General features: G+C 42.9%; 12 protein-coding genes. 8 read left to right on the top strand and 4 right to left on the bottom strand.

The features are described from left to right. Positions 1-505 precede the first annotated feature (505 nt). The gene (locus tag H5123_RS08545) at positions 506-844 is read left to right on the top strand and encodes a cytosolic protein (RefSeq protein ID WP_124018459.1); all 339 of its coding nucleotides are present in this window, start codon (positions 506-508) and stop codon (positions 842-844) included. 536 nt (positions 845-1,380) lie between these two features. Here H5123_RS08545 and H5123_RS08540 read toward each other — a convergent pair. The 3 genes from H5123_RS08540 to plsB all read right to left on the bottom strand — a co-directional run bounded on the left by H5123_RS08540 (position 1,381) and on the right by plsB (position 5,603). Beyond that, positions 1,381-1,653, bottom strand: coding sequence for a hypothetical protein (locus tag H5123_RS08540; RefSeq protein ID WP_182697687.1), 273 nt, complete (start codon positions 1,651-1,653; stop codon positions 1,381-1,383). 270 nt (positions 1,654-1,923) lie between these two features. Further along, the gene (gene mtr / locus H5123_RS08535; RefSeq protein WP_124018276.1) at positions 1,924-3,180 is read right to left on the bottom strand and encodes a tryptophan permease; all 1,257 of its coding nucleotides are present in this window, start codon (positions 3,178-3,180) and stop codon (positions 1,924-1,926) included. After that, a complete protein-coding gene (gene plsB / locus H5123_RS08530; RefSeq protein ID WP_124018275.1) occupies positions 3,180-5,603 on the bottom strand; it encodes a glycerol-3-phosphate 1-O-acyltransferase PlsB in 2,424 nt (807 codons plus the stop codon). Before plsB ends, mtr begins: the two co-directional genes overlap by 1 nt. 264 nt (positions 5,604-5,867) lie before the next feature. Here plsB and lexA point away from each other — a divergent pair, with 264 nt between their 5' ends. The 6 genes from lexA (at position 5,868) to H5123_RS08500 (ending at position 12,025) form a co-directional block, all read left to right on the top strand. Then, entirely contained in the window at positions 5,868-6,482 is a 615-nt protein-coding gene (gene lexA, locus H5123_RS08525) for a transcriptional repressor LexA (RefSeq protein WP_124018274.1), read from the top strand. After that, positions 6,479-6,985: a cell division inhibitor SulA gene (locus H5123_RS08520; protein WP_124018273.1), complete on the top strand. Its 507-nt coding sequence runs from the start codon at positions 6,479-6,481 to the stop codon at positions 6,983-6,985. The genes lexA and H5123_RS08520 overlap by 4 nt, the downstream gene beginning before the upstream one ends. Before the next feature lie 396 nt (positions 6,986-7,381). After that, positions 7,382-8,983: a cytochrome c oxidase subunit II gene (coxB, locus tag H5123_RS08515; RefSeq protein ID WP_182697686.1), complete on the top strand. Its 1,602-nt coding sequence runs from the start codon at positions 7,382-7,384 to the stop codon at positions 8,981-8,983. Between the two features lie 9 nt (positions 8,984-8,992). Beyond that, positions 8,993-10,588: a cytochrome c oxidase subunit I gene (gene ctaD / locus H5123_RS08510; RefSeq protein WP_124018271.1), complete on the top strand. Its 1,596-nt coding sequence runs from the start codon at positions 8,993-8,995 to the stop codon at positions 10,586-10,588. Between the two features lies 1 nt (position 10,589). Beyond that, a complete protein-coding gene (locus H5123_RS08505) occupies positions 10,590-11,153 on the top strand; it encodes a cytochrome c oxidase assembly protein (protein ID WP_182697685.1) in 564 nt (187 codons plus the stop codon). Further along, positions 11,150-12,025 (top strand): cytochrome c oxidase subunit 3, encoded by an 876-nt coding sequence (locus H5123_RS08500; protein WP_124018269.1) that lies wholly within the window; start codon positions 11,150-11,152, stop codon positions 12,023-12,025. The genes H5123_RS08505 and H5123_RS08500 overlap by 4 nt, the downstream gene beginning before the upstream one ends. A 7-nt stretch (positions 12,026-12,032) precedes the next feature. On the opposite strand, the gene H5123_RS08495 is transcribed toward H5123_RS08500, so the two are convergent. Beyond that, a complete protein-coding gene (locus H5123_RS08495; protein ID WP_124018268.1) occupies positions 12,033-12,251 on the bottom strand; it encodes a DUF2909 family protein in 219 nt (72 codons plus the stop codon). A gap of 25 nt (positions 12,252-12,276) precedes the next feature. On the opposite strand from H5123_RS08495, the gene H5123_RS08490 reads away from it, so the two are divergent. After that, a complete protein-coding gene (locus tag H5123_RS08490; RefSeq protein ID WP_310736134.1) occupies positions 12,277-13,020 on the top strand; it encodes an SURF1 family protein in 744 nt (247 codons plus the stop codon). Positions 13,021-13,055: the final 35 nt, after the last annotated feature.

The raw sequence follows: 13,055 nt of genomic DNA, 5'->3' as shown, positions 1-13,055 counted from the left end.
TTTAATTATTAATGATTTTAGTAACTTATCAGCTTAAATAATCCAAATCAATCACCTTTTAGTCTAGGCAAAAGCAAGAATTTAGATAATTGAGAATAATACAAACTCGTTATGCAGAGCAGATATGTTAACAAAAATCAGCTAATTCAATTAGATAGAATTATCCTTTAGGTAAAACCGAGAATTTTCGCAATTACATAACGAGAAACAACACTGTTGTTCTAACACAAATGAATTATAACTGTGTAAAAACACAGTATGCTGTCGCAAAGATTCTATGATGTTAATCGTAGATAAATTTATATCAAAATGGTGCTTTCATAAATTAGCGATAACTAAGTTCGAGCAAAGTTTAAATTGGATGCTCTCTAACAAGCTTTGGGGCAAAGACGTGTTTCAAGGTGGCCTAGTGAATGACCGTAAATTGCACAGAATTACTAAATCTCTACTACGTTCTGCCCCTGATAATGTTAAAATCTCCGCATCAGAATTACCGAGAAACTCAATGTTTATCCATCATGTTAACGGCATCGACTGGCTAGTGATCACAGCTTTTGAAGAACTGAAAACTATGTTTATCGAAGAAGCCGGTACGATACCCTCTTGCTTCTCTACCGCCAGCGAATTGAACCTGGTTGATCAAGCAAAGCGAACTTATAGATATTTGCCTACTCTCAGCGGCGTAATCACCGATATCGGCACATATCAAAGACAGGGTAACGAAGAAGATTTGGACCCACAGCTTGCCTGCTTAGTTGAGGGGCGTGGTCGGGTATTTATCTATCACGGCGGCTTTGTAGCTTTTGTGGATGACGAGCAAACCTTTATTACCCGAATAGACTGAAAATTATTCAGTAAGTTGAAATTGGCGAATTGGCATCCCTAGCAAGGAATGGGGCAAAACCAGGTTAGCTGTTAACTTAACATTCGTACCAAATGAAGCTAAATCGAAGAGATAGAATGACCCAGTGTAGATGCGCCTGAGGGTATCGAAAACAGGGATGTTTTCGTTAAGCGGCCATGGATGGCGCAAAGCGTCCCGAAGTAGTATCTGCACATCAGCTCACTGCAAGTGATTAACTGCATTGAAGGTACAAGCTTCAAACTCATTTAACCAACACCCACTCAGCTAAACACGACTCAACCAAACATAAAAAATGCCAAACCTTCATTCGAAGGCCAACAAAATTTAGGCACAACGAGTTCGTTTTCTTGACTTAGAAACGGACAAAAGTAAGTCAGCACTAAACCGCTCTATCACACCTTTGTAATCGCGACATTCGCTATCCTGTAGCACACTTGCAGCAGGTAGTGAGTAGCAATTAAATCATGTGATCAATCAAACTTAACCGAACAAAATAAGCTAAGTTAATCAATATCTCACTTACGTTGTTGTAATAAGAGTTGCTTTTCACGAGCAAGCATTACCATGCGAAACATGCCCCACGCCATAATCACAGCACCTAAAAGCAACATGACATTAACAATGACAGCTTGGTTAGCGAGTATAGGTAAAAAATCTTGGTCAAATCCGGCAACTAAACCGTAAATGCCTAGACCAAACAACAGTGCTCCAGGGAAATCAATTAAGGCGACTATCATCATACTGCGATGAATTCTAGCCAACTCGGCTTGGGTGTTATTCTGTGTCATTTGCTCATCCTTGCCTAAATACACTTAATGAGTATCTATTACAGATACCACGATTATGCCCAAAATAGCGCTTTGCAATTGAAGTATCAGCGTCATCAACGGCAACATAAACCATCCAATTGAGGATATGGTTATTGCTATCATGCCAGCAAATAGCTTATTGACCAACATACCATTGGTTGTTAAACATCAGCCAGAATAGTCACAAACAAAAAAGCCTTCAAACGAAGGCTTTCTGAATAATTATAATTCGATTGTAACAAGTTGCGGTTATTTAAATACCGGTAAGATATCTGCCATTGCCAGTAAGTGACATGTTGCGGTCACTATCCCAAACAACACCACAAGCACAATCAGTGGCGTTCCGCCTGGCACCTTAAAGCCAACATAATCGGGATACTGCTGCCTCACCTTATAAGCCAGCAAAGCTGGAACAATCACAGCCCATATGGTGGCTGCAAGTGCAGCAAAACCAATGGCGAGGATAAACCCATTCGGAAACAGCAAGCCCAATATTGTTGGCGGGATAAACGTAACCGCTGCAGTTTTAATCCGTCCGGTGCGCGAATCATCAAAACCAAATAGATCAGCAAGGTAGTCAAACAGACCTAATGTGACACCTAAAAATGATGATGCCACGGCAAGATTGGCAAACAGGGTCAACATGCTATCAAGCCATTGGCTGGCAATAACCCCTGACAACGCTGCAACTAACACCCCAATATTACCGCCTTGGGCAATAACATCGGCAAACTGGCTGCGCTGAATATTACCCATAGTTGCCACTAACCAACACACATAAATCACTAATGCGATTGTGGTTCCGCTAATGATAGCCTTAACAATGGTTTTAGCATCTTTACCGTAATATTTAACTAAACTGGGTACGTTACCGTGATAACCAAAACTGGCTAAGCCAAAAGGAATCGCAGCGAGCAGATAAGGTAAGTAACGCGACTCACCATCGGGTGATACCAGTTTCACGGTATCGATATCGATCAATAAATTACCAATGGCCAAGAAGAAGGTAATGACCATGCCACCAAGCATGATGGTGGTAATGCGATCAACCGCTTTAGTACTGACAAATACCACTAGCGCCAGCACCACGGCAAACACTAACCCTGCCACACTCTGAGGTAGACTGACACCCAATGCCGATAAACTGTGATTAACAATCGATCCGCCACCACTGATATAGGCATAAGTTAAAATGTACAACACAAAGGCTATAGAGACGCCGTTAATGACTCGCCAAAACTGCCCTAGGGTTACTCGAGTTAAGGTATCGAAACTGTCACCGGGTTCAAAATGCAAGTTAGCTTCTAATAACAGCAAACCCGACATTAGCATGCAAAACCAGACGCCGAGCAACATCGCTATTGAGTAACCAAACCACATCCCTGCACCAACAACTGGCAAGGAAAACATTCCCGCACCCACTGTAGTGCCAGCAATGATCATCGCCCCACCCAATACTGACTTACCACTAGTGCGATGCTTGGCCGCATTCATATGGTTTGCCATTATTGTCCGTGCTCCGCATCCACACTGTCTACTATGGTTTGTTTCACTGACGAACTCAGTAACTTGTTGGCATGATCTCGAATTCTGATCACTTCGTCACGATGTTCAACACTGCATAAGTAACCTAGTTCTTTTAACTTAACACTCAAGGTGTTATACAGTTTTTTGTCATAAAACTCTGGAGCGGTAATCCCGTGAAGTGCGCCTAGTCGTTGGGCCAACAAGTGACTGTCGGTTTCAAGAGCAGAACGTTCAAGCTCAGGCTTTATCGCCAGTAAATTAAAGATAATGGCATAACGCTGCAAGGTCTCACTGATCGTTTCAGCCAGAAGTAATACTTGGGTAATATGACGAGGCGTGATGACAAAGTTATCATTGTCGCTCAACAAACCTTGCTCAAGCATAAAGTCTAAAACGCCATCAACATATTTAGGCACATCATCAATGCCCATAAATAACTCTGCTTTCAACAATGGATAAAAATCCATCACGATGGCATGAATGCGCGCGCGATCGCAGTCATCATAGCGCAATAAACAACTGGCAATTAATGACGGTATCGCCATTAAATGAATAATATTATTACGGTAATAACTCATGGTGATGGCAATTTTTTCATCAACAGAAATAATCTCACCAATAGAATCTTTGGTACTAACAAACTTATTTAACGACAAACAATGATCAACAATCGACTTACCATCACCCTCGGCGACCGATGCGTAATCGGTATAAGGTACGGTTTTCAATAAGGCTAAATACAGATCAAGTTGGCGTTCTAACTGACTTCTTTCTAATGCATTTTGCTCTGAGGCTAATAACACTAAACTGGTTAATGTTACCGAGCTCGCGGCGGCAGCACCGTTAATATTGGTCATCACGCGGTTAGCGAGTAAATTAACCGATGGAGTAAACCACGATGGTTTTTGATCAGGCTCTTTCGCCAGTTCGCTACGCCATTCTGGCGCTTGTTGATTTAAGAAGTGCTGTAAGTTAATCGGCTCACCAAAATTAACATAACCTTGGCCAAAATTGCCGAGTTTACGCAGCGCACCAAATAACTGCCAAACAGATTCTTTTTTCTTTTTCTTGCCGCTTAATTCTTTGTGGTAAGTGGCCACTTCCATCACATGATCATAACCTAAATATACTGGCACTAACGTCACTGGGCGCTCTATGCCGCGTAGTACACTGTTTATGGTCATTGCCAACATGCCGGTTTTAGGCGCAAGTAAACGCCCTGTACGCGAACGCCCACCTTCGGTGAAATACTCAACCGAATAACCTTTAGCAAATAACTGATCTAAATACTCACGAAATACTGCGGTATACAGTTTATTACCATTAAAGCTGCGGCGGATGAAGAATGCTCCACCACGGCGGAACATTGGCCCTGCTGGCCAAAAGTTCAAGTTAATACCGGCCGCAATATGCGGCGGAACCATACCCTGATAATACAAAATGTATGACAGCAACAAGTAATCCATATGGCTGCGATGACAAGGTACGTAGACAATTTCATGGCCATCATGGTGAAGCTGTCTTACCTGTTCAGCACCTTTGATATTGATACCGCTATATAATTTATTCCATAACCAAGTGAGAAAACGCTCGGCAATGCGCACTAAACTATCTGAATAGTCTGCGGCAATTTCATCGAGGTATTCAATCGCAGTTTCACGGGCTTTTTCAGGAGATACTTTTTTGTTGACCGCTTCTTCTTCAATAGCCTTTTTAATTGAATCTGACTTTAATAAAGAGGCAAATAGCATTTGACGATTAGGTAATTGTGGCCCTGTCATAACTTTACGTTGGCGACGGAAATGCACTCGCGCGACACGGGTTAATTTATGCGCAATTCTTTTATCTGTACCGTGCTCATCCGCCATATGGCGCAGCGATAACGCATTAGAAAACTGCACAAAATTATGTCGCCCTAAAAATAAAATCATCAGCCACTTACGTAACCAAGTTGGGTTTTCTCTTTCAAAAACAGCCGCTGTCATGCTGTCTTCTTCCTTACCAGGAGTACGTCCCCAATAAAGACAAACTGGCACTAATTGAATATCAAGGTCAGCATTCTCACTATGAAGCGATAATAAACGGGTAAAATAATTAAGGAACTTCTCACCACTTTCACGTTTACCAAATAGAGGTTTACGCCCCTCTAAACACACCACTCGAGGCACTCTTAAACCATCAAGCTGTAACGGCTCATAAGGACTTGGCATACCAAATCCTTCAGTGATTTCGCTCAAGGCGGCAATATCACTAATAGATTCCGTTTTCATCAAATAAACCAAGGGCTTGGTCGGATCTATATTGAGGTCATCAAACGGATCATGGGGCACCACAATGGTCTGTACCATCCATTTCTGAACCCATTTTAATGCTTGTAAAAATATTGAATCTGGTTTTGACATGGTTATTTTCGCAACATAAGCCATTGTAATATTATCGTATAGGATACCAGAAACCACCCTGCTTACACTATCTGGCCGACTTATCTTTACGCGTAAGCTCTCACTTTAAGGCATAGTGCAAGATAAAAAATATATAATAACTAATAAAAACATCAATTTAAGTTACAAAAAACCAATAAAACACAAAAAATAGTTGGTTAATACTTGCACGAACACAAACACTGTATATAATGACAGTCACTGTATAAAAAGACAGGAATCATCATGAGACCGTTAACGCCGCGCCAAGCAGAAATATTAGACTTAATTAAAAACAATATCGCCGAAACAGGTATGCCACCCACTCGTGCTGAAATTGCGAAACGTCTTGGCTTTAAAAGTGCTAATGCTGCCGAAGAGCATTTAAAAGCATTAGCCAAAAAAGGCTTTATCGAGATCATGCCTGGAACCTCTCGAGGTATTCGCTTACCTCATGAAGAACAGATTGAAACCGGTTTGCCTCTGATTGGACAAGTTGCAGCTGGTGAGCCTATTTTGGCTCAAGAGCACGTTGAACAGTATTATCAAGTCGACCCGAGCATGTTTAAACCTGCCGCAGACTTTCTGTTGCGCGTTCGTGGTGACAGCATGAAGAACATCGGTATTTTAGAAGGCGATTTACTCGCGGTTCATAAAATGCAACAAGCACGTAATGGCCAAGTTGTAGTAGCGCGTGTTGATGATGACGTCACCGTAAAACGATTTGAACAAAAAGGTAATGTGATTTATCTGCACGCAGAAAATGACGATTACACCCCGATTAAAGTTGATTTAAGTTGCCAAAGCCTAACCATCGAAGGGCTTGCCGTTGGCGTTATCCGTAATGGAGATTGGTTATGAACAAACTAATGGGCATCGCGCCACGTCACCCAGGCTTATGGGTAGATTTAGCTGAAACAGAATTGCATGGCAACCAAACCATTCGCACATTACAAACAGTCACCCAAGGTGAAGCTGAGTTGAGCCAGTTGTGTAGTCAACTCGCCACATTGAGCCAACAAGGTCGATGGATTGTGTTAATTAGCCCACCACACATTGGCTATAAACATATGCTGGCAAATGCTGGCGTGAGAATGGACCGTATTTTACTGGTGCACACTAAAGACGAAGTCGAAACCTTATGGGCGATGGAAAAAGCGCTTACCAGTGGAACATCAAGTGCTGTCGTCACTTGGACAAGCTCACTTGACGCTCGTGATAGTCGTCGATTAGAAATTGTGGCTAAAAGTGCACGGGCTTTAGGTGTGGTAATTGAGGATGTGAATGCTCACTTACCTCACAAACATCAACTTGTTAGCCCTACATTAATAAATGGAACAAGTAATTTTTGCTCATTTCACTAAGCATTAACCCTTACTTACCAAGCCCTGTATTGAATTCAGGGCTTTTTTTTCATCTTTTTTCAGTCAATTAGCCAACAAAGTGATCTTGATCAATGTTTAATCTACAGCTAATGTTGTTCCCAAGGATGAAATATTATTCATCTTTAATTGGACATGAATGACAGTGATTAAGATTACTTTCAGACAAATGAGCCAACTCAATATTGATAAGTTCAGTAGTAGGTACAAGCGTGGTGCACCGCTAATAATAAAACCGTAAACAACCTGTTTACTGCCACCAAGGTACTTTGAGGTCATCAAACTTTTTTCGGGAACCGAAAAGTTTGCATAGAGCAGAGAATTACTGTGTGACTTTTCTTTGTAATTGCTATTTGCAATGAACAGAGGAGCAGTCTTGTGAAGCAATGGTGGTATTGTTTACTGGTGGTGTTTATAGCACTTCCGCTTGGGGCATCAGAAATGTCCCTCAACATGACTCAAGGCGTGACAGATATCAGTGGTAAGGTTTATGGCCTCCACATGACGATACTTTATATCTGTTGTGCCATTGGGTTAGTGGTGTTTGGGATCATGATTTATTCAATGATTTACCATCGCAAATCAAAAGGCGCTGTTGCGGCAAATTTTCACGAAAGTACTAAAGTGGAAATAGCTTGGACCGTCATTCCTTTCATCATCTTAATCGCCATGGCTATTCCAGCCACTAAAACCTTAATTGCCATGGAAGACCCCAGCAATGCGGATCTCACCATCAAAATTACTGGGTCGCAGTGGAAATGGCATTACAGCTATTTTGATAAAGACATCGAATTTTACAGCACATTATCGACCCCCAGAGATCAAATCGATGGCATAGAGGCTAAAGGAGAGCATTATCTTCTTGAAGTCGATAAACCACTCGTACTGCCCATTAACCAAAAAGTGCGTTTTTTAATGACATCAGATGATGTGATCCACTCATGGTGGGTTCCGGCTTTTGCGGTTAAAAAAGATGCCAATCCAGGCTTTATTAATGAAGCATGGACCCGCATTGATAAGCCCGGAATTTATCGTGGCCAATGTGCCGAATTGTGCGGTAAAGACCATGGATTTATGCCCATTGTGGTGCAAGCATTATCAGAGACAGATTTTGATAACTGGTTAGTAGAGCAAAAGCAACTGGCCAGTAATGCCGCTGCTGCGGCAGCAGCATCACTGTCACAAACCTTATCTCTTGAAGAGTTAACCACCCAAGGTGAACAGATCTATCTTGCTCGTTGCGCCGCTTGTCACCAACCTAATGGTGCCGGCCTTCCAGGCGTATTCCCATCACTAATTGGCAGTCCTATCATAAAAGGCCCTATTGCAGGTCACCTCAACATCGTCTTAAACGGTAAACCAGGAACCGCAATGCAAGCCTTTGCCAAGCAACTTACCGCCCAAGAGATTGCCGCAGTGATTACCTTTGAGCGTAATGCTTGGGGCAATAATACCGGTGATGTTGTTCAAGCTGCTGATGTGAGTAATTTCTCTGGCGGCAATGAAGCAAGTACTGAAGCAAGTACTGAAGCAAATAAGACTGAAAGCACAATGGCCGCAACAGCAACTGAGAGTACCAATACTGCGACAGAAAAAGCGACTCAGGCTCTTGAAACCGTCGTAAAGGCTGTAACGCCAGAGGTTGTTGCCGTTGAAGATCTGCCCACCTTAACCTTGGAGCAATTAATCACAGAAGGTGAGCAGGTTTATGCCACCACTTGCGCCGCATGTCATCAAGCCACTGGTGCTGGTTTGCCAGGCGCTTTCCCTTCACTTATTGGCAGCCCTGTGGTTACCGGACCGGTTAGCGGACATATCGATATCGTTATGCACGGTAAACCAGGCACCGCGATGCAGGCATTTAGTAGTCAACTTAGCCCACAAAAGATGGCTGCGGTGATTACTTATGAGCGCAATGCGTGGGGCAATAATTCTGGCGAGGCGGTGCAACCTGCCGATGTCGCTAGCCATGGACAGTAGGGGAAGACAATGAGCACAACAACGCACGATACACTAGCTACCGCTCATGATGATCATCATCACGGAGCGCCGAAAGGGCTCATGCGCTGGCTACTCACAACTAATCATAAAGATATCGGTTCGCTGTACTTATGGTTTAGTTTTATTATGTTTCTCACTGGTGGCGCCATGGCAATGGTCATTCGGGCAGAGTTATTTCAGCCTGGATTACAGCTAGTAGAACCTAACTTTTTTAATCAAATGACCACGGTTCATGGTCTTATCATGGTATTTGGCGCAGTGATGCCAGCTTTTACCGGATTAGCTAACTGGTTAATTCCGATGATGATCGGTGCACCAGACATGGCTTTACCGCGGATGAATAATTGGAGCTTTTGGATTTTACCGTTCGCGTTTACCATATTACTCAGTTCGCTATTCATGGAAGGCGGTGGTCCTAACTTTGGTTGGACATTCTACGCACCGCTATCAACCACTTATAGCCCTGATAGCACCGCTCTATTTGTATTCGCCATCCATATCATGGGTATCAGCTCGATAATGGGCGCGATTAACGTTATCGTAACCATTGTTAACTTGCGCGCTCCTGGCATGACATGGATGAAACTGCCTTTGTTTGTGTGGACTTGGTTAATTACTGCCTTTTTATTAATTGCGGTGATGCCAGTGCTCGCAGGCGCAGTGACTATGGTGTTAACCGACAAGTTTTTCGGTACCAGCTTTTTCGATGCTGCAGGTGGCGGTGACCCAGTGATGTTCCAGCATATTTTCTGGTTCTTCGGTCACCCAGAAGTTTACATCATGATTTTACCCTCATTCGGCATTATCTCCGCCATTATACCGACCTTTAGCCGCAAGAAATTGTTTGGCTATTCCTCTATGGTTTACGCTACTGCCAGTATTGCTGTGCTGTCGTTCTTAGTATGGGCACATCATATGTTTACCACAGGCATGCCGGTATTCGCCGAGTTGTTTTTCATGTATTGCACCATGCTAATTGCGGTTCCTACTGGGGTTAAGGTGTTTAATTGGGTCGCTACCATGTGGCGCGGTTCGATGACATTTGAAACACCAATGTTATTTGCGGTGGCGTTTATCATTCTGTTTACCATTGGTGGCTTTTCCGGTTTGATGCTGGCAATCACCCCTGCTGACTTTCAGTATCACGACACTTACTTTGTGGTGGCGCATTTTCATTATGTACTGGTGACTGGGGCGATATTTTCCATTATGGCGGCGGCATATTATTGGCTGCCAAAATGGACCGGTAATATGTACAACGAAACCTTAGGCAAGTGGCATTTTTGGTGCTCAGTGATCTCTGTCAACGTATTGTTTTTCCCAATGCACTTTTTAGGCTTGGCGGGTATGCCTCGTCGAATCCCAGACTACGCAGTACAGTTTGCCGATGTGAATCAAATTGTTTCGATTGGTGGATTCGCATTTGGTTTATCGCAGTTTATTTTTCTCGCTGTGGTGCTCAAATGTATCAAAGGTGGCAAACCGGCTGGCGATAACCCTTGGGAAGCTGCAGAAGGTTTGGAATGGACCATTGCCAGTCCAGCGCCATATCACTCGTTTACCACTCCGCCGGAGATAAAATGAGATGACACAGCCAAAAAAATCAAATCGTAAGTTATTAATCATGCTGATTGCTGGATCAATTGGTATGTTTGGGTTTGGTTTTGCATTGGTACCGCTTTATGACGTGCTCTGCGATACATTGGGGATTAATGGCAAAACCCAAAATAGCGCCAGTAGCTATGAAGCGGTAGTGGTTGATAAAAGCCGTACCGTTACCATTGAATTTGTGACCCAAGTTCAGTCAGATATGCCATGGGAATTTAGCCCTAAAGTGAACCAAATAAGCGTGCATCCTGGTGAGCTCACTCACGCACAATTTTTGGTTAAAAACCTGTCTGCACACGACACCGTAGGCCAAGCAATCCCTTCAGTATCACCTGGACAAGGAGCGGCGTACTTCAATAAAACGGAATGTTTTTGCTTTAACCAACAACCCTTGGCCGCATCAGCAACAGCAGAATTACCACTGATTTTCTACGTGGACCCGGATTTACCCGCGTCTATTAATACATTGACTCTCTCTTATACCCTCTATGACATCACCGATAAACAGACGATCGTCGTAGAGCAAGGAGCAGCAAAATGACCACAAAGTATCAAACTTATTATGTGCCAAACCAAAGTGCTTGGCCGATAATCGGTGCTATAGGCTTATTTTTAATTGCATTTGGCGCAGGCACTTATGTACAACAATTAGCCACTGAAAAAACCTCAGGAAGTTACATATTAATCACTGGTTTTGCCGTGATTATCTTTATGATTTTTGGTTGGTTTAAAACCGTTATTGATGAATCAATGGCAGGACTTTACTCACCACAAATGGATCGTTCATTTAGGCAAGGAATGAGCTGGTTTATTTTTTCAGAGATTATGTTTTTTGGGGCTTTTTTTGGCGCATTATTTTATGCACGTATGATTTCAGTACCTTGGCTTGGTGGCGCATCGAACAATGCCATGACTCATGAGGTACTGTGGCCTGCCTTTGAAGCAATTTGGCCTTTGGTGAAAACACCTGATGGTAGCGCAACCGAGGCGATGCCATGGACGGGTTTGCCATTAATCAACACCATCATCCTGTTAACCTCATCGGTTACCTTGCACTTTTCCCACATCAATCTCGAAAAAGCCAATCGTAAGCCATTGATCATCTGGTTGGCGTTAACGGTGATGTTGGGGATTGCGTTTCTCAGTTTACAGGTCGAAGAATACAGCCATGCCTATCAAGAAATGGGCCTAACCCTGTCTTCAGGAGTGTACGGTAACACCTTCTTTTTGTTAACCGGATTTCACGGTATGCACGTGACGATTGGTACCCTGTTCTTGATTATTTTATTACTCAGAATTATCAAGGGTCACTTTACCCCCGACAAACATTTCGCATTTCAAGCGGGTAGTTGGTATTGGCACTTCGTTGATGTGGTTTGGCTATGCTTATTCATTTTTGTTTATGTGCTGTAAATCAGCACTAATAAGGTCTGGGGTTAGGTTGAATGTAGCCTAGCCCTAAGGCCACAAGCAGCACCACAATCACGACAACAGAAAATAACACTCTACGACCAAGATAATGACTCATTGATTGTTGATGCTGCCCTTTAACCATAATAAATAAGGCTCTAGCTAAGTTAAATAATATGAATACAAGCAACGAGACTAAAACTAACTTAACAATGAAAGGTGTTGTCACAGGCAATCCTTTTAGGAGTGTGGGTGTGTCTCGGGTGTTATTTGTAATGATTACTTTGGTCGTGTTTGGCTTATTGGTCAAGTTAGGATTATGGCAATTATCACGGGCAGCGTTTAAACAAGAGTGGCAAAGCACATTACTTGTGCGCCAACAACAGCATGCACTCAATTATGAGGCAATGTTAGCACTGGTTAATTTATCAAAGTTACCCACTGGGTCTGAGTCAGAGGCGGCATTGCTCACAGGTTACCGCTTATCGATTTTGGCAAAACCCGTTAATAACACAATAATGCTGCTAGACAATCAGGTGTATCAAGGGCAAGTGGGATATTTAGCTTACCAAGTGTTTGAAATAACCCCAGAGCAGCCTTGGATACTCGTTGAACTAGGTTTTGTTGCCGCCAACAAAGACCGTCGAATATTGCCTCAACTTGAACCACTAGAAACACGCTACTACACCCTCTATGGACGGGTATATCAAAAACAAACCAATCCATTTAGTGATCAGTTAGATGCTGAACAACGCGCCGATGCGCCAATACGTTTTCAAAACATCAACACTGCAGCATTAGCTGACATGTTAGAACATTCGCTAATACCTGTAGTGCTACAACCTGAAAATGTCCCGCGCTATAACTTACCGCAACCTTGGGTGCCGATCCCATTATCGGCGCAGAAGCATCAAGGTTATGCCTTGCAATGGTTCACTATGGCAGGAGTATTTTTAGGATTAATGAGCTGGATAGCATATCGACAATATCGACGTTAACTCTCGTCGTGAATAAATAACTTAACAATAATATC

The organism is Shewanella sp. SR43-4, assembly GCF_014163845.1.
Taxonomy (GTDB): domain Bacteria; phylum Pseudomonadota; class Gammaproteobacteria; order Enterobacterales; family Shewanellaceae; genus Shewanella; species Shewanella vesiculosa.
The sequence above is the reverse complement of the archived record's forward strand: the minus strand, read 5'-3'. Positions and strand labels throughout refer to the sequence as shown.

Excerpts from the sequence above, each read along its gene's own strand:
- H5123_RS08545 (WP_124018459.1), top strand. The coding sequence starts at position 506 with ATGTTTATCCATCATGTTAACGGCATCGACTGGCTAGTGATCACAGCT.
- H5123_RS08540 (WP_182697687.1), bottom strand. The coding sequence starts at position 1,653 with ATGACACAGAATAACACCCAAGCCGAGTTGGCTAGAATTCATCGCAGT.
- mtr (WP_124018276.1), bottom strand. The coding sequence starts at position 3,180 with ATGGCAAACCATATGAATGCGGCCAAGCATCGCACTAGTGGTAAGTCA.
- plsB (WP_124018275.1), bottom strand. The coding sequence starts at position 5,603 with ATGTCAAAACCAGATTCAATATTTTTACAAGCATTAAAATGGGTTCAG.
- lexA (WP_124018274.1), top strand. The coding sequence starts at position 5,868 with ATGAGACCGTTAACGCCGCGCCAAGCAGAAATATTAGACTTAATTAAA.
- H5123_RS08520 (WP_124018273.1), top strand. The coding sequence starts at position 6,479 with ATGAACAAACTAATGGGCATCGCGCCACGTCACCCAGGCTTATGGGTA.
- ctaD (WP_124018271.1), top strand. The coding sequence starts at position 8,993 with ATGAGCACAACAACGCACGATACACTAGCTACCGCTCATGATGATCAT.
- H5123_RS08505 (WP_182697685.1), top strand. The coding sequence starts at position 10,590 with ATGACACAGCCAAAAAAATCAAATCGTAAGTTATTAATCATGCTGATT.
- H5123_RS08500 (WP_124018269.1), top strand. The coding sequence starts at position 11,150 with ATGACCACAAAGTATCAAACTTATTATGTGCCAAACCAAAGTGCTTGG.